Here is a 16,857-nt window from a genome sequence, read left to right as displayed (position 1 = left end):
AATTCAATGACCAACCCATCTCTATTGGCAACAGAAGCGCGACAATGAAAACACTGACCGCAGTGCTTACTATCGCCTTACTGTCAGGAGCAGGCCAGACTCTGGCTTGCTCCTACGACGGGCAGATGAATAATCCGTTTACTCAAAGTTATCCGGGCTCGCTGAACATAGCGCTCGCCACCCGTACGGCGATTGAAAACGGTACACTGACTCCTCCTGAATCACTCCGCGGACAACCAGGGCTACGTCGGGCAAGTTGGTGGTTAAATTTATTGGCCAGAGAGCTGAGCGAACACTATTCAGCAGACATCTATGTCTATCTCGTTGATAGCAACCTTTGGTCCCGAGTCTCACCCGATCTTCGTCACCCGCAGATTCATAGTGACCCAGCGCCAACAGGCAGCCAGGTGCTACTGCTGAGTGAAGCGACGCTATATGAACTGGTGAACAACCGCCTCAGCTTATCGCAGGCTGTAGACATTGGCATCGCACAGTTTTCTCTTGGTGCCGGTAAGGTCTAAAGTTCAGAAAATTGCGTTTTCAGCCAATTCCGCAACGTCATCACACTCTCATGTTTCAGCTTGTCTGGTGAAGAGACAAAGTAAAATGCTTGATGAGGATTCAGCACTGGCTGACCCACCTGCACCAACATGCCATGCTTAATGTCATCCCTCACAAACTGTTTATGACTGATTAGCACTCCCAACCGCCGTATGGCCGCCTGCACGGCATGCACAGAAGCTGCAAACGTTAAGTTTTTCTGTTGCCGAGGAACCGCCATTCCTTTCTCGTCACACCAAACCTGCCAGTCGGCTTGGCGGCGGGGATTACTGACAAAAATCGCCGGGTACGCTTTCAGCAAACGGGCCGCTATCACCCCACTCTCATCTTCAATCATCGTACTGACGCTGTTAATTTTCCCGTCGTTAATCCTAGATACAGCGTCAACCGCATTCAGATTTTCGAGTAACTGAGGGCTACACACCATGATCAGCTCATCATCCCCCAGCTTTTCACAATAATAATCGGGCCACTCGTCAGCCTTCCCATGCAACAACGCCACGTCAACACCTTCTTGTTCAAAATCAAAGATATGAGCAATGTTGGAGATACGAATATCAATATGCGGTGCATACGCCTGAAATTCAGTGACACGAGGGATCCACCAATGCAATGCCAGGGAATTCACCATGTTCAGCGTCAACCGGTTGCTGAGCGGCGAACGCGCAATTGACTCGCTGGCTTCCACAATCTGCATCAGGGCAGGCGCGACTTTACGGTAATACCGCCGACCGTCCTGATTCAGCTCCACACGTCTGCCCACCCGCCGGAATAAAGCCACATTCAGTTGTGATTCCAGAGACTTTATGGCCTGGCTCACTGCTGAATGGCTGACATTCAGTACTTCAGCCGCTTCGGTCATGCTGCCGGTCTCCGCCACGGCAACAAACGCATAAATTGATTTTAGGGGTACGAGCTTTCTCATTGGTAAGTTTTTCTTACAAGTTTAGTTAATATTATTCGCTTTTTTCTCAGTAGCAAACTCCCTAGACTCAACCTTGTCAGGAAACAAACAATCATCCTCTAGTTCTGTACATTGCCATCAGAACATACTTTTTCTACCGCAATTTAGGAGCCTTTCTATGCCCAGCGACCTCAGACCTGTTCTATTTATGCTTGTCTCAACATTTAGCTTATCCGCCAGCGGAATGTTAGCCAAAGTATTAAGCGACGTTCTGAGCATTGAAATGCTGGCCTTTTTACGCTTTTTGCTTCCTGCAACTATCATGCTTGGCATGCTCACATTCACCGGCTGGGTGTTTCCAACCGGTCGAACTCTGAGACCTGTTATTATTCGGGCATTATGTATAGTTGGCAGTCAAATCTGCTTTCTTACTTCATTAAGCAAACTGTCACTGGTTGAAAGCATTGTGCTGTTCAGCACCGGACCTTTATTCATTCCGGTGTTAGAAAAGTTGATAGATAAAACCCCTTTTAATTCGCTGACGGTCTTTAATCTGGGATTAACCTTTGTGGGAGTCGTGTTACAGGCTGGCAGCCCAACGGGTATTGATCTTCGCCCTGAGCTGCTTTTTGGCCTGGCTGCGGGTCTGTTTAATGCCGCTTCGCAGGTTACGATGTTTCGGGGAGCTAAATCAGACCTCCCATCTGCGGCATTCAACGGTTGGTGCTTTATGCTGGCCGCCGTTATCCTGATGCCTGTGGCAGCGCTAAACATGATGCAATACGGTTTTCTTCCTGATGATACGGCAGCACAAGCGCTGACTTTCGCAAACCTGAACGTACCACAAACCACACTGGTACTGCTGCTCACCTTGGCTTGCAGCACGGTATCAACCCAAATGTTTCGCTCAAAGGCATACCGTTTAGCAAAAACCGGTTCGGAATTAGCACCGCTCATCTTCACGAACCTACTCTTTGCGGTCATCTGGCAGGTGTGGCTTTTTGATGAGTCGCTGGCTGCTCATAAAATATGGGGCATTAGCCTGATAGTTCTGGCGACACTGATCAACACCTTTGTCCCTCGCTGGCTGAATCAAGGCAAGGAAACCTCGCCAGCGCATTCTTAAATCAGTGTGGTTTTACATTTCCCCAGTATGCCAACGCTGGCATTGACAAAAACGGATTAGGAAAAGCTTCACATCACAAAGCCATATTTAACAGGCTATGTTTTCCAAAGCCACATACCCCAAAGATATGCGGCACTACAATTCACAAAAAAGGCGCTACGATAGACACGTAGCGCCCTGTGACCGGTCAAAGAATCACTCGATGCCAGTTTATTGACATGCGGTGACGCTGACAGGATAAAAAAGCCTGATTAGTTAGCGCATCAGCAACCGTGCTCCATCAAAAACTGGATCGATTCATCTTGCCGGTAATAACAAGGTTCTTGCGCGGCACGGAACAGCTTCATCGGTTTACCGTTCGCCGAGAAGTAACGCAGTGTACGACCGCTGACCTGCAACATAGTGCCTTCAGGGATACCTGCAACCACTTCGTGCGGGTTCACGACGAGAAACTCCTCGATTCGCTCATCACGGGTTTCACCCATGTGTCCTTCAATTGTCGCCTCAATATAGTGAGGATTTATCTGGAAAGGAACCAGGTTAAGCGAAGGCAGGATAGCCGCAGTGACAATCGGCATGTCATTCGTAGTTCGAATTGTCGGCGCGGCAATATTCGTTCCTGCACTCCAACCGATATACAGTTTATTGTGCATCAGAATTGCTTTTCGCAGGGGGCGTACCAAGCCAAGATCATGCAGCATTTTATTGAGTACCCAGGTATTACCACCGCTCACCAGAAAACCGTCTGCCTCTTCGATGGCTCGTACCGGATCACTCACAGTGTCAATGCTGGTGACGTCACATCCAAAACGGGCAAACGCTTCGCGCAACTGACTGGCTCGCTCATCATAACTGCTCCGAATCATTGCATACGGTATGAACAGCAGCTTTTTGGCTTTGGTCCGCTCCATCGCCGACTCAATCCATTCGTACCCGTATTCCAGTAGCTCCGTGTTGCCTGCTACCTTACCATTGCTAAACAGCATTATTTCCATGAATCATTCCTTCGCATTCGATTGAAAACCTCATGTACTGACAACCAACCTGGCTCTCTTCGGTTGTCGGTAAAGTCACACTTTCTTATTGAGCCGGCGATTTATCGCTTAAATGGTGGTTTGGTCAGAAATGGGTCTGGCACCGTCGGCTCAAAGCGGTGCCAGTTTTATGCGGTTTTAAAAAATCGCCATTAGCTGTACATAGGCACCAGAACGACGGTGCCTAAGATCACAGTTATCAGACCGCAAAATACAGGGACGGAGGTCCGTTTCACGACTTCAAACGGACTCACCTGCCCCATACCGGATGTCGCCACAATAACGCCGGATACCGGAGAAATGGTGCGTCCAAGGTTAGACGCCTGCAGCATAGGGATGATCAGGAATGCCGGACTGATACCCATCTTACCGGCCAGCATAGGTGCCAGCTCAACAAAAGCGTAAAATGGCGCGTTACCAGAACCGGTGGCAACCGCTGCAGCAACCGTCAGACCTGTCAGCAACATCATCAGAGCAAAGCCACCAGCCCCGGCAGATTCAGCCAAACCGATCAGGTTATCAATCGCGCCAATTGACATCAGACCCTGAGCAAAAACCCCGGCAGCGACCAGCAGCATGACAACCCCTTTAAAGGCATCTGCCATCCCCTGATAACATGACTCTAAATCTTCTAGCGTTTCCTTGCCCTTGAACCCTTTGGTTGCGAAATCAACCGCAGCACCAGCCACAATTGACATCACCACAATGGTATAAATATCCAACGTTAACCCCGGGATGGTTTCGCCGTTAAACACGAACACCCCGACAATCGGTAGAAAAGGCAGAAAAGCGTAATAAGCGGGTGCTTTCACGTCGATTTCGGAAAGATCAACTTTTTCCATGGCAATGTTTTCTTTCTGATCCAAATACTTGTTCCAGAAAAAAGCGGCAGCAGCCATCACTAAAATGGCACAAATAGATACCGGCAAAACAGTCTCGACCGCAAATACATGCAGTGGCAGCCCGGATTTTTCAGCGGCAACAATGACATCGCCTGACGTCGGGGAGAGAATAATCGCCGCCGGAGACGCACAGACAGCAACTGCGGCCGGGCGGGAAATACCCATCGCCGTCATCATCGGGAACAGGGTTGCCATCAGCAATACCCCAAGGCCCGTCGCTGAACTCACCGCCAACGACATCAGACAAGCAACAATGTAAGCAGCAACCAATAAAATATACGGGGATTTAACGACAGAAAGGGGTTTGGAAAACTGCTTCACCACAACATTGTTAGCGCCGATATGGGTCATATACGAAGCAAACCCGCACAAAAGCATGATTTGCATACCCAGACCACCGCCACGGTTTTGCAGCATAAATTTGATATATTCCATTGAGTCAGTGACAAAATTGCCGGTTGACTTAATACTGTCGGGTAACACTTGATGACCGATAATGCCGGTCAGAAGCAGCAGTAATAACCCTGCAGTCAGCAGCACTCCGGCTGCTTTATATCCTTTAATAATGAAGTAGCCGACGACAAGTGTCACGGCAAGACCAATGAGTAACTCCAGCATAGTAATTCCTCTACATACGCGCACATTTGCGGGAAACCCGACAAAATAAAAATCCACCTCTTAATGGGTAGCATGGTTAATTTACTCAACATAAAAGCAAAACAGCAGCACTAATAACCACCTTAATGATCTAAGACAGTTTTTAAGAACCAGCGTTAAATCACGGATAATGAAATGTGTCTGCATTGTTATGCAGATGTGAATTTATTGGTGCGCAGTGGTTGATTTGCGTACTGGCTATCTTTCCCTTCTCACCCCAATCTCATTGCCATAACGTTTAATCGGTTAACCACGAAAAAGAAGATAGGGAAGTAAAAGAGGGAGGTAGAGGTAGAGAAAGTGATGAAGGTGGACAAAGATTTTCTAAACACCGCCATAAGTTAATGTTTGGTCAAGACGAATCAAAGAGACACATTTTTTAAGCATGATATCGGCCATCGACTTTCCCAGACAATTAAGGAAATATCATGTTAAAAAGGACTGCCATTACCCTGCTTGCATCAGGTTTGTTGTTTGGCTGTAACGACGACGATGCAACAGTCGACATCCCCAAGCAACCAGAGCAACCACAGATACCGGAAACACCGGAAACCCGCACAACTGATGTCACCATTATTTCGGCCAACCTCTGGCTGAGCCTGTCGCAGAATTTAAGTGGCGGCAGCGACTTTCATCGCGCAATTGAAGAGTTCAAACACGCCAATGCAGATATTTTATTGTTATCCGAGGCGTCAGGCATTACCGCCCGGATCGCGGAAGCACTGAACATGTATTACTGGCAAGGTTACGATGCCAATACTACCACTGGGATTGTGTCGCGCTATCCGATTAAATCCGTTCTGAATGCAGAAAAAAACACAGAGGCTGAGAACAATAACACCGGTGGCATCGGTGTCGTTGTTGACATCAATGGCCGTGATGTGGTCCTGTGGGTTAACCATCTCGACTACACCCATTACCACGTCTACGATGCGCGAGGCGGTGATGGTGTCACCTGGCAAGCCAGGAATAACTGCCAACCTCTCAGTGACAGCTCCGAACTTGAAGCGCTTAACCAACAAAGTCAGCGCCCGGCTCAGGCACAGTTCATGCTGAGCCAGCTGACGCCATATCAGACCCAGCAGACGGCCACATTTATCGGTGGTGACTTCAACGAAGCATCAGGGTTAGACTGGACGGCCGACACCGCCAATATGTTTGATCACCGCGGTACCATTCATGATTTTCTGACCCACCGTTTAATTCGAAATGCCGGGTATGTTGATTCATACCGCGTTTTATACCCTAACCCGGTTACTCACCCGGGAATTACCTGGCCGTTTCATGCTGACGATTCATGGACTCGGGGAACTTCTTACCAAACTGAATGCGGGCGCGGGCTGGATGACAGGGATCGTATTGACTTCATCTATCATGCTCCGGTCGATGGTGTTGAACTCCTAAACGCATCTGTTATCGGGCCCCGCCCGACAACCTACTTCGACAGCCCACATGGCGAAGACAACACTTACACTTGGGGCGATCCACACTCTGGCCTGATGGTGAATGAGTTGGGCGAACCGACATACGGAGAACGTGATTTTGTCTCCGATCATCTGTGGTACAAGACCACTTACCGCCTGAAGACGACGTCTGAAGCACCGACCTCCACCAGTTTAGATCTCAACCCGGCATTCAGTGATGTCACTCTGGCCGCCGATGGCGACAATCTGGTAATCAGTTTCACTCTGGGCAACTGGCCACTGTGGGACGAGGCACTTGACTATCAACTGGTGATTGCCGGTGATTCCACCAGCTCACGTACTCTTGGTTGGCAAAATCAACCTCTTTCCAGCCAGCCTGACAACACCCGAATGACAGTGACCGTTCCCCCTGAATTACTGGCGAAATTAAAACAGGAAGCCCCTCTTCATCACGGTCTTCAACTTCGCACGGTTGCCAGAATCCACGGCTGGTGGAAACAGTTTGCCGTTAAAACAATTTCTATTGAGGAAATCGAGCACGTTATCAACATCCCTGACGCTGCACCTTCTACTCAGTTAGCCATTGCCGATGCCGACCACCTTGATTCGGGCATGCCGATCACCCTACAGTGGCAAAACGGTACGACTCACCCGTCCCAATGGATCGCCATTTATCCTGAAGGTCAAGTCTCCGGAGCATCCTGGGGATGGGTATACGCAAGAGATGATTTATCACCGGCTGATTCGCTGTCACTCTGGCAGTCAGTGCCTGCGCAAGGCGTCACGGAGGGTAATATCCAGCTACCGAGTCTCGGTACGCTGCTCGCCCAGCGAGGGCATACCGCCCAATCCGGTGACCGCTTTCAGATCAGCCTGGTAGCAACGGACAGTATCAGTGATATACAAGCCTTCCAGATTGTCACGGTTAAATAGTGGCAGGAATCAGGGTAAATTAAATCACTGAGACAGTTTTCATTGAGCCTGCTACTCAAGTAAACCCAAATAAATCACACCGGTATTTATCCGGTGTGATTTATTGTTCGCTGTCACTTCAGGCGATTTGTCTTACGCTTTGTCTTACGATTTATCTTACAATGGCCTGTCATTCCAACACAGAGGACGGCTCGCCGTGACAGAATTCGAAAAAATGTGCAACGGACAAGACTTTGATCCCAGCTCGCCGGATATTGTCAGTATTCGGGACAATGCCTACCGACTCAAACAGCTAATAAATCAGTACCCCGGAGAAGCGCCTAGGGAATACCTGTCCGAGTTATTAGGCAGCATTGGCGAAGACAGCTTTATCACACCACCATTTTTGTGTGAGTTTGGCAAAACCATTCACATCGGCCATCACACCTTCCTCAACATGGGCGTCACTATGCTGGATAATGCTGAAATCCGAATCGGTGACAACGTTTTGATTGGCCCCAACGCCCAGTTCTACACGCCAAGTCACTCACTGGATTACCGCAGCCGCCGAAAATGGGAAACCTTCAGCCGGCCCATCACGGTGGAAGATGATGTCTGGATCGGCGGTCAGGTGGTTATTTGCCAGGGAGTGACCATAGGAGCGCGTTCCGTTGTCGCAGCGAATTCAACCGTCACACGCGATGTCCCGCCTGACACGCTGGTCGGTGGCTCGCCAGCCAAAGTCATACGAGCACTCCTTCCGGGAGAAAAGCCCACCAGCGCGTAACGATTATTGGCTCTGACATCACAGGCTGACGACTGAACTTTTTGATTTCCCCACAGATTACCTATAGTTAATCAAAGACAATTATTGATTGGGGCTTGTAATGACCGTCGGCCTGTTTCTGTTTCAGAACGATCTTCGATTGCATGACAACGCAGCGCTCAAACTGGCTGCCGAAGACGTTGATCGTCTTATTTGTGTATATTGCCTGCCGCCTGATCGCGCCAATCAATACCCTTACACCATTCACCGCCCCGGTTACTACCGCACGCAGTTCCTGTTGCAATCGCTGGAAGATCTGTCGCAACAACTTGAACGGCACAAACAACATCTGCACGTTTTACTTGAGCACCCACTGAATGTGCTTCCCACACTGATCACCCGATACAACATCAGTAATGTGTATCGCAGTGAGCATACCGGTGTTTACGAGCGAAGAATCTGGCAAACCCTCAAAGGTCGCTACCCCTACATTCGTTTCACCGAAGTGGCCACGCATACTCTGTTTGATAAAACTGAGCTGCCCTTCCCGGTGACGGAGCTTCCTTCAACGTTTTCACAGTTTCGTAAACTGGTGAGCGACACCGAGATCAACCCGCCGGTTGATACCATCAGTTACCTGCCTCCGCAACCCGGCATGGTCGCGCGGTTTGATGTGCTCAAACCTTTAATCAACCGACGGATGGCATCCCTGTTTCGCGGCGGGGAAACTGAAGGGCTGTCTCACCTGAAAGGATATTTTCTGTCACGGGCGCCAGGCTCTTACAAAGAGACCCGCGACAGCCTGGACGGCTGGGATTCGTCGACCAAATTCTCGCCCTGGCTGGCTCTGGGTTGCTTATCGCCGAAAAAGATTGTGGCCCAGCTTAAATACTATGAACAAACCATCGAAAAAAACATGTCAACCGAGTGGATTTTGTTTGAGCTATTATGGCGGGAATATTTCCAGTGGTACGCCCATTGTCATGGCGTGAAGTTGTTCCAGTTCAAAGGCATTAAGCCTCATGGCCCGAAAACCGCTTTTTATCCCGAAAGATTTCGTCGCTGGTGCGAAGGCAACACGCCGTTTCCTCTGGTGAATGCCCTCATGAATCAACTCCGACAAACCGGTTATATGTCCAATCGGGGACGCCAGATAGTCGCCAGCTGTCTGGTGAATGAACTGAGCCTCGACTGGCGCTACGGAGCCGGCTATTTTGAAGAGCACCTGCTTGATTATGACATCGCCTCAAACTGGGGGAACTGGCAGTATCTGGCGGGCGTCGGGGCCGATCCTAAGGGACCCCGCCATTTCAATATTGAAAAACAAACCGAGTTGTTTGATCCCGACGGGATCTTCATCCGTAAGTGGGGCGGCAACAATCACGATGGCAATATTGACTCTGTTGATGCTGCTGACTGGCCGGTCATTTAGCCTCACCGCGCTATAGGGCCATTCACTGAAAGGTTCAAAGGCTGGATAACTGAATGGCTGAATAGCTGAAAGCTCGCCCGCTTAAGGATTGACATGACAACACCGCATTACCAAACACTTCGTCTGATTTTGGGCGATCAGCTCAATGCCCGCCACAGTTGGTTCCAGACCAAAGACGAGACGGTTCTCTATCTGATTGCCGAGCTGCATCAGGAAACCGGGTATGTTACCCATCATGTCCAGAAAGTCTGTGCATTCTTTGCAGCAATGCAAGCATTTGCCGGAGCCTTACAACGTGCCGGGCATCAGGTTTGTCATCTTACGTTGGATGAAACAAAGGAGGATAACGATCTGCCGGATCTGTTATTGCGACTCATCAGGCAGCACAACATTTCCACGTTTGAATTTCAGCGACCTGATGAATATCGCCTCTATGATCAGCTACATACGTTTGCCGGGGAACTCAGTCAACTGGGTATCACCTGCCGGGAATACGACTCAGAGCATTTCCTGCTGCCATTTTCGGACATTGCTGATGCTTTTCCTCAGGGCAAATCCGTTCTGATGGAACACTTCTATCGTCGGATGCGCAAACGCTTCAATATTCTGATGGATGGCGACAGACCAATTGGTGGCAAATGGAATTATGATCAACAGAACCGCCAATCCCTGAAACCCGGTGACATCGAAGCGATACCGACCCCGATGGTCTTTCACAACCCGGTCACGGAGATACTCGAACGCCTACAACGACATCAGGTGCGAACAATCGGCACCTGCGGCGATACACTGCTCTGGCCGGTAAATCGCCGTCAGGCCAAACAACTGCTGACCCACTTTTGTGAGGCCGGGCTGCCCTTTTTCGGCCGTTTTCAGGATGCGATGACAGAACAGTCACCCCACGCGTGGAGCCTGTATCACTCTCGGCTCTCTTTTGCCATGAATACCAAAATGTTACACCCGATGCAGGTCATTCGGGCCGCGCTGGAGGCCTTCGAGGCAAATAACGCCATTGATATCGCTCAGGCAGAGGGCTTTGTGCGCCAGATCCTCGGCTGGCGAGAATTTGTACGGGGAATTTACTGGGGCAATATGCCGGGTTACAAAACCCAAAATGCCCTGAATGCCCAGCGAAAACTACCGGATTTCTTCTGGACGGGTAATACCCGCATGGCTTGCCTGCGCGCCGCTATCCGACAATCCCTGGATTTTGCTTACGCCCATCATATACAGCGCCTGATGGTGACCGGAAACTTCTGCCTACTGGCTGGCATTGAACCGGATGAGGTCGACAACTGGTATCTGGGCATATATGTGGATGCCATTGAATGGGTCGAAATGCCAAATACCCGAGGTATGACGCAATTTGCTGACAACGGTATTGTGGCCACAAAACCGTACGCTGCCAGCGGCAATTACATCAATAAAATGAGCGATCACTGCAAAAACTGTCACTACGATGTAAAAACCAAAACCGATAAAAACGCCTGCCCACTCAACAGTTTATACTGGCACTTTCTGGAGCGGCACCAAAGCAGGCTCACCCGAAACCCAAGGGTCGGCATGATTTACCGCAGTTGGGACAATCGCAGTGAAGATGAGCGGCAAGCCATTTTGCGCCATGCTGAACATCTGCTGGCTGATCTGGATGCACTGTAAGCCGACACTATAACCTCACTGTCTCCTGAGACAAAGCGCGATTGTTTCAACTCTGCTACTGGCAGCGAACTTTCCGTTTATACCAAAGCCGGCTTATATACTTATGGTTATTCGAAGTGTGAATATCAGATTGAATATGCGACCAATGCCCATGAAACCCGTCCTGATTTTCCTGGTCACTACGCTGGCAGGTTGCAGCACAATGTCAGATACTGCCAGGAAGACCGGGGAATACAGTATTTACGATTCAACCCAGAGCTTTATTGCCCTGACAGACACCCGACGTAACGGTGCAGTGGTGGATAAAGGGTTGTTTTATCCCAAAAACACCTACTCTTTTTCCTACCGATACTGTTCATCTGGTGAAGCCAGTGCAGCCAAGGATATCGCTGAATATCAAACGCTCGCCAAACGGGTGTGCGACGTCAACAACGGACAGCTCATTCATCAGGACACCGGTACCTGGTGCGTGGCCAGACCCAATACACACGATGAAAGACCCATTTTTTACGCGCGGATCTCCAGCACTGAGTTATGGGCAGATTTGTGTCTGGATGGCCCATTCGTGACGCTGAAACTGATTGAAAACACCACCGCACCAACACAGGAATGGTATGAGTCAGCCCAGGTGCTGGGTTATGAACCATACAGTGCAGTCCGTTTACTGGTGCCCCGTACCGAAGTCGCCACACCATTACAACAAACCCCCAGAGTAATGAATGCTTCTCACGCCTCAGGAGAAGAGAGTCAGTACATTTCGTCCAATGTAGGCACAACTGTCTGCCTCTATAGTCAGCAGCCATCTGAACTGAGCGGTTTCACCTATCGGGGTCAGGTTTACAGTGTAAAAGACGGGATGATAAAAGTGCTGGTACAGCAAAAACTGAAGGGGGACATTCGCAGTGCACCGGCAATGGAAAATGTTCCCTGGTATGACAAGGCCTATATCACAGCATCTGCCAATTCGTGGTTTGTCTGCACCTAAGCCTCAGTGAACCGCGGTTGTTACCAATAGCGGCAGAACCAAGTCAGGCATCAAACTGGCACTCTGGTGCAGCAAGAACGATGTAAAACGGCCTTCTGTTCTTGGCGGGTCAAATGCAATAAAAAAGGCCTGTATTGACAGGCCTTCTCATGCTGGACGTATCACCGTTCAGCGTATTCTCTTTTTGCGGTAGCCGCACCCGATTTTTAAACACGCGCTACATTACATCAGACGATCGGCCAGATAACTGTAGATTTGTGCATACATATCGGCACGGCTGTTATTATTGGACGCCCCGGCATGACCGCCTTCCATGTTTTCAAAGTAGATCACGTCATGTCCCTGAGATTGCATCAGTGCAACCATCTTACGGGCATGCGCCGGATGCACCCGATCATCACGGGTTGAAGTCGTAAAGAAGACTTTCGGGTATGACACGTCTTTCTTCACATTGTGATATGGCGAATATGTTCGGATATATTCCCACTCATTATCAATATCCGGGTTCCCGTATTCTGCCATCCAACTTGCACCAGCCAGCAGTTTGTTAAAACGTTTCATATCTAGCAACGGAACCTGACATACCACCGCGTTGTAAAGCGCCGGGCGACGAGTCACAGCAGCACCAACCAGAAGACCACCATTACTGCCGCCCTGAATACCCAAATGCGCTGAAGAGGTGATTTTCCGGGCAATCAGATCTTCCGCAACCGCTTCAAAATCTTCATAAGCTTTATGGCGATTTTGTTTTAATGCGGCCAAATGCCAGCCAGGGCCATACTCACCGCCCCCACGGATATTCGCCAGCACATACACACCGCCTTTTTCCAACCAGTTTTTCCCGGTAAGTGCGCTGTAATAAGGGTTCAGACTAACTTCAAATCCGCCGTAGCCATACAACAAGGTCGGGTTTTTACCATTGAGAGCCAGTGATTTTTTGCGCACAACAAAGTACGGCACTTTCGTCCCGTCAGTCGATGTCGCAAAATGCTGCTCCACCAACATATCTCGGGTATCAAACTTCGCTGGCGTCGATTTCAGCGCCGTCACCTTATGGGTCGCCGCATCCACCTGATAAATAGACGGCGGTGTCAGGAAACCTGAAAAATCGACAAAAAAGTCATCATGTTCAGCCGACGTGTTGAATACCGACAAACTGCCGTTGTCTTCAATCTCAATCACTTTAGATTGCCAGGTTTTCTCTGGTGTCAACGAGAACACTTCCACCTGACTGACAACGTCCTTGAGCCAGCTCACAACCACATGATTGGCGGTAAAGTTAAGCCACTCGATGCTGGCGTGTTCAGTTGGCGTCGCCAGCACCTGAAAGACTGGATTACCCTTAACCAACGCAGCAACGGGCGCATAAATAATACTCCCCTGCTTTAGCACCTGGCCTTGTTGTTGCAAATCGGTTTTTAGATGAATAAACAGATCACCATTAAAATACCCCCCAATATCGCTGTCTTCAGGCAACGATAGGGGTTTTAACGTCCCGTTCTCCAACAGGAAGGTTTTATTGGTGTAAAAAGTGAGTCCTTCACGCACTAACGTAATACGTTGATGCTTGTCTCGCAGGATGTATGCGCCCACAGAAACAGACGATTGTTCGCCCTCATACAGTGTTTTCGCCTCTGACAGTGGCGTATCGCGCTTCCATAGCTTCAGTACTCGAGGATAACCGGAATCGGTCAGGCTACCTTCCCCAAAATCGGAGCCAACCAGCAGGTGGTTTTCATCCAGCCAGGTGACACCACTTTTCGCTTCCGGCAGTTCAAATCCACCAGTGACAAATTGTTTAGTATCAAGGTCGAATTCGCGCTGAACCGTTGCATCAGCCCCACCCCGCGACAACGCCACCATACAACGTTTATAATCGGGTGCGTAGCAATCCAGTCCTTTGAAGACCCAATCCTGATTCTCTGCTTTTGCCAGGGCATCGACATCAATCACGGTTTCCCATTCAGGGTCGGCTTTACGGTAGGATTCCGGGCTGGTTCGACGATATACCCCTTTAACGTGAGTACCATCCTGCCAGAAGTTGTAATAGTAATTTCCGCGGCGGGTTGGATACGCAAGGCGATCCTGAGAATTCAGTATCGTCAGGCTATCCTGATAAAACTCATTATAAGAAGGCACTTTTTTCAGGTAGTCGATAGTCTGGTCGTTCTGGGCTTTTACCCACGCCAGTGCCTGCTTGCCTTCAACATCTTCAAGCCACAGAAACGGATCTGTTGACTCTACTGCCTGCGCTGCACCAGCCGTCACCGCCAATGCAGCCGCAGTGGCGGCTAATACTTTTTTATTCATGTCTGTCATAACATTCCATGCCATTCCTTATTGGGAAATAACACTCCTTATTTATTCCCTATTGGAAAATAATATACCCACCAGAATAATCTGTTACTTCATCTTATAAATCAGATAACTAATGGCATTTTTATCCTTGGACATGCTATTACAGCAACCGTTCATTGTGAAGGTGATTTAGGTTTTCGAACGTTGCAACCGAGGCTTCGCAACTGATAAACAGGCAACCAAGAGCTTTCTTGGATACCCAGCATATTATCTTGCACATAGAAAAACCCCAGTCATTTGACTGGGGTAACAGGACCATGCGAGACGCGATGAATTTGTCTCTGCTCAATCCATGGTCGGCATGGTAAATGAGCTGGTGTGCTGCTCCAAACGAACACTTGCTGGCCAGCGACTGGTCACGGTTTTCATGCGCGTGTAGAAACGTACACCGTCATTACCGTGAACATTGAGCGGGCCAAATACAGAGCGTTTCCAGCCACCAAAACTATGAAACGCCATTGGTACAGGAATTGGCACGTTAATACCTACCATGCCTGCCCACACATCTTCGCTAAACTGACGTGCGGTTTCACCATCACGTGTAAAAATGGCCGTGCCATTACCATATTCGTGATGATTGATAAGCTCCAGCGCAGTTTGGTAGTCAGGTACACGTACAACAGCCAACACTGGTCCAAAGATCTCTTCTTTGTAGATCGTCATCGCTGGGGAAACATTGTCAAACAGGGTCGGCCCCACAAAATACCCGTTCTCATACCCGGGAACAGACAAGCTGCGACCATCGACCAGCAGAGTGGCACCTTGCTCGATACCCGATTGAATGTAATCACAAATTTTCGCCTTATGCGGAGCTGAAATCACCGGCCCCATATCATTTTCCGGACCATCGACGATTCCCGGCCCAACACGCATGGCATCAATATGTTTGCGGAGTTTCGCAATAAGCTTGTCTCCGGTTTCATCACCAACAGCGACGGCTACTGACAATGCCATACAACGCTCACCTGCCGCACCGAAGGCTGCACCCATGATCGCATTAGCAGCCATGTCCAAATCTGCATCCGGCATCAGAATACAGTGGTTTTTTGCGCCACCCAGAGCCTGACACCGTTTTCCGTGCGCAGAAGCCGTTGAGTAGATGTATTCCGCAATCGGTGTAGAGCCAACAAAACTGACGGCCTGTACACGGGAATCAGTCAGAAGCACATCGACCGCTTCTTTGTCGCCATTTACCACATTGAAAACACCATCTGGCAGGCCGGCTTCTTTCAGCAACTCACCCAGAACAATACCCAGAGATGGATCCTTCTCAGAAGGTTTCAAAACGAAGGTATTCCCGGTTGCCAGCGCAATTGGGAACATCCACATCGGTACCATTGCAGGGAAATTAAAGGGGGTAATTCCCACACACACACCCAGCGGTTGCATTAATGAATGACTATCAACACCAGTACCGACATTGGCAGAATGCTCTCCCTTTTGCAGATGAGGAATACCACAAGCAAACTCAACAACTTCCAGGCCACGAGTCAATTCGCCCACCGCATCAGAATAGACTTTACCGTGCTCACTTGAGATCAAGCGAGCCAACTTGTCCATATTCGTTTCCAGCAGCGCTTTAAACTTAAACATGATACGTGCGCGCTTAAGCGGTGAGGTTTTTGCCCAAGTCAGAAAAGCTTTATCCGCAGCAGTAACGGCTTCCGCTGTCTCTTCAGCAGAACTTAGCACAACCTGGCGGGTCTGCTCTCCGGTCGCAGGATTGAATACCGGAGAAAAACGCTGGGTATGGCTTTCGCTGATTCGACCGTTGATAAAGTTCTGAACTGTTTCCATTTATTCGCTCCTAATTCACTATTCTAGCTTCCAAGCAGCCCAGCATGACCTTGAGCCATTGTGGTTACCAAACCGTAAGCTGTTTGAATACTCACTTCATTCACTCTGCGACAAAGACAAACCGTCTCAGGCCACAACCTGAAATTAATATACGAAATATTCATTTCATAATCAACATAAAACAAAACGAATAGAGCAACCAATAATCAATTTAACTTCACAAAACACGAAACATCTGTTCTGAAATCAACGATACTATGAGGGATAACCCTCAACAGGAACATCAAACTGTGCAACCACCAGAAAGTCACTTTGTGAAAGATAAATTCCACAAAAATAC

General features: G+C 49.2%; 12 protein-coding genes. 7 read left to right on the top strand and 5 right to left on the bottom strand.

What is annotated here, in order from left to right; translation table 11 throughout:
- The first annotated feature begins 44 nt into the window (after nucleotides 1-44).
- Complete coding sequence (locus PGW97_RS18340; protein ID WP_273860379.1) at nucleotides 45-521, top strand: hypothetical protein; 477 nt, start codon at nucleotides 45-47, stop codon at nucleotides 519-521.
- On the opposite strand, the gene PGW97_RS18335 is transcribed toward PGW97_RS18340, so the two are convergent.
- Nucleotides 518-1,486 carry a LysR substrate-binding domain-containing protein gene (locus PGW97_RS18335; RefSeq protein ID WP_273860378.1) on the bottom strand — a complete coding sequence of 323 codons (969 nt, stop codon included), beginning with the start codon at nucleotides 1,484-1,486 and terminating at the stop codon, nucleotides 518-520. The genes PGW97_RS18340 and PGW97_RS18335 overlap by 4 nt on opposite strands.
- A gap of 157 nt (nucleotides 1,487-1,643) precedes the next feature.
- Here PGW97_RS18335 and PGW97_RS18330 point away from each other — a divergent pair, with 157 nt between their 5' ends.
- Nucleotides 1,644-2,591, top strand: a complete 948-nt coding sequence (locus PGW97_RS18330; protein ID WP_047884630.1) for a DMT family transporter — start codon at nucleotides 1,644-1,646, stop codon at nucleotides 2,589-2,591.
- Nucleotides 2,592-2,854: 263 nt separating this feature from the next.
- Here the strand turns inward: PGW97_RS18330 and pepE are convergent, their stop codons facing one another.
- Nucleotides 2,855-3,586, bottom strand: a complete 732-nt coding sequence (pepE, locus tag PGW97_RS18325; RefSeq protein ID WP_047884631.1) for a dipeptidase PepE — start codon at nucleotides 3,584-3,586, stop codon at nucleotides 2,855-2,857.
- 191 nt (nucleotides 3,587-3,777) lie between these two features.
- Nucleotides 3,778-5,145 (bottom strand): anaerobic C4-dicarboxylate transporter DcuC, encoded by a 1,368-nt coding sequence (gene dcuC, locus PGW97_RS18320; RefSeq protein WP_047884632.1) that lies wholly within the window; start codon nucleotides 5,143-5,145, stop codon nucleotides 3,778-3,780.
- A 467-nt stretch (nucleotides 5,146-5,612) separates the two neighbouring features.
- Here dcuC and PGW97_RS18315 point away from each other — a divergent pair, with 467 nt between their 5' ends.
- The 5 genes from PGW97_RS18315 (at nucleotide 5,613) to PGW97_RS18295 (ending at nucleotide 12,362) form a co-directional block, all read left to right on the top strand.
- The gene (locus PGW97_RS18315; RefSeq protein ID WP_273860377.1) at nucleotides 5,613-7,541 is read left to right on the top strand and encodes an endonuclease/exonuclease/phosphatase family protein; all 1,929 of its coding nucleotides are present in this window, start codon (nucleotides 5,613-5,615) and stop codon (nucleotides 7,539-7,541) included.
- Nucleotides 7,542-7,737: 196 nt separating this feature from the next.
- Nucleotides 7,738-8,307, top strand: coding sequence for a sugar O-acetyltransferase (locus tag PGW97_RS18310; protein WP_273860376.1), 570 nt, complete (start codon nucleotides 7,738-7,740; stop codon nucleotides 8,305-8,307).
- Nucleotides 8,308-8,407: 100 nt separating this feature from the next.
- Nucleotides 8,408-9,718 (top strand): DASH family cryptochrome, encoded by a 1,311-nt coding sequence (locus PGW97_RS18305; protein ID WP_273860375.1) that lies wholly within the window; start codon nucleotides 8,408-8,410, stop codon nucleotides 9,716-9,718.
- 93 nt (nucleotides 9,719-9,811) lie between these two features.
- A complete protein-coding gene (locus PGW97_RS18300; protein ID WP_273860374.1) occupies nucleotides 9,812-11,377 on the top strand; it encodes a cryptochrome/photolyase family protein in 1,566 nt (521 codons plus the stop codon).
- Nucleotides 11,378-11,579: 202 nt separating this feature from the next.
- Nucleotides 11,580-12,362 carry a hypothetical protein gene (locus PGW97_RS18295; protein ID WP_249037523.1) on the top strand — a complete coding sequence of 261 codons (783 nt, stop codon included), beginning with the start codon at nucleotides 11,580-11,582 and terminating at the stop codon, nucleotides 12,360-12,362.
- 222 nt (nucleotides 12,363-12,584) lie between these two features.
- Here PGW97_RS18295 and PGW97_RS18290 read toward each other — a convergent pair whose 3' ends face one another.
- Nucleotides 12,585-14,681, bottom strand: coding sequence for a prolyl oligopeptidase family serine peptidase (locus PGW97_RS18290; RefSeq protein ID WP_273860373.1), 2,097 nt, complete (start codon nucleotides 14,679-14,681; stop codon nucleotides 12,585-12,587).
- Between the two features lie 324 nt (nucleotides 14,682-15,005).
- Nucleotides 15,006-16,517: a CoA-acylating methylmalonate-semialdehyde dehydrogenase gene (locus PGW97_RS18285; protein ID WP_273860372.1), complete on the bottom strand. Its 1,512-nt coding sequence runs from the start codon at nucleotides 16,515-16,517 to the stop codon at nucleotides 15,006-15,008.
- Nucleotides 16,518-16,857 lie beyond the last annotated feature (340 nt).

The sequence above is a fragment of the Photobacterium sp. GSS17 genome, from assembly GCF_028621875.1.
GTDB lineage: Bacteria > Pseudomonadota > Gammaproteobacteria > Enterobacterales > Vibrionaceae > Photobacterium > Photobacterium ganghwense.
The sequence above is the reverse complement of the archived record's forward strand: the minus strand, read 5'-3'. Positions and strand labels throughout refer to the sequence as shown.

What these genes read in the sequence shown, in the direction of transcription:
- PGW97_RS18315 (WP_273860377.1), top strand. Translation starts at nt 5,613, where the DNA reads ATGTTAAAAAGGACTGCCATTACCCTGCTTGCATCAGGTTTGTTGTTT.
- PGW97_RS18300 (WP_273860374.1), top strand. Translation starts at nt 9,812, where the DNA reads ATGACAACACCGCATTACCAAACACTTCGTCTGATTTTGGGCGATCAG.
- dcuC (WP_047884632.1), bottom strand. Translation starts at nt 5,145, where the DNA reads ATGCTGGAGTTACTCATTGGTCTTGCCGTGACACTTGTCGTCGGCTAC.
- PGW97_RS18285 (WP_273860372.1), bottom strand. Translation starts at nt 16,517, where the DNA reads ATGGAAACAGTTCAGAACTTTATCAACGGTCGAATCAGCGAAAGCCAT.
- PGW97_RS18305 (WP_273860375.1), top strand. Translation starts at nt 8,408, where the DNA reads ATGACCGTCGGCCTGTTTCTGTTTCAGAACGATCTTCGATTGCATGAC.
- PGW97_RS18340 (WP_273860379.1), top strand. Translation starts at nt 45, where the DNA reads ATGAAAACACTGACCGCAGTGCTTACTATCGCCTTACTGTCAGGAGCA.
- PGW97_RS18330 (WP_047884630.1), top strand. Translation starts at nt 1,644, where the DNA reads ATGCCCAGCGACCTCAGACCTGTTCTATTTATGCTTGTCTCAACATTT.
- PGW97_RS18295 (WP_249037523.1), top strand. Translation starts at nt 11,580, where the DNA reads ATGTCAGATACTGCCAGGAAGACCGGGGAATACAGTATTTACGATTCA.
- PGW97_RS18290 (WP_273860373.1), bottom strand. Translation starts at nt 14,681, where the DNA reads ATGACAGACATGAATAAAAAAGTATTAGCCGCCACTGCGGCTGCATTG.
- PGW97_RS18335 (WP_273860378.1), bottom strand. Translation starts at nt 1,486, where the DNA reads ATGAGAAAGCTCGTACCCCTAAAATCAATTTATGCGTTTGTTGCCGTG.
- pepE (WP_047884631.1), bottom strand. Translation starts at nt 3,586, where the DNA reads ATGGAAATAATGCTGTTTAGCAATGGTAAGGTAGCAGGCAACACGGAG.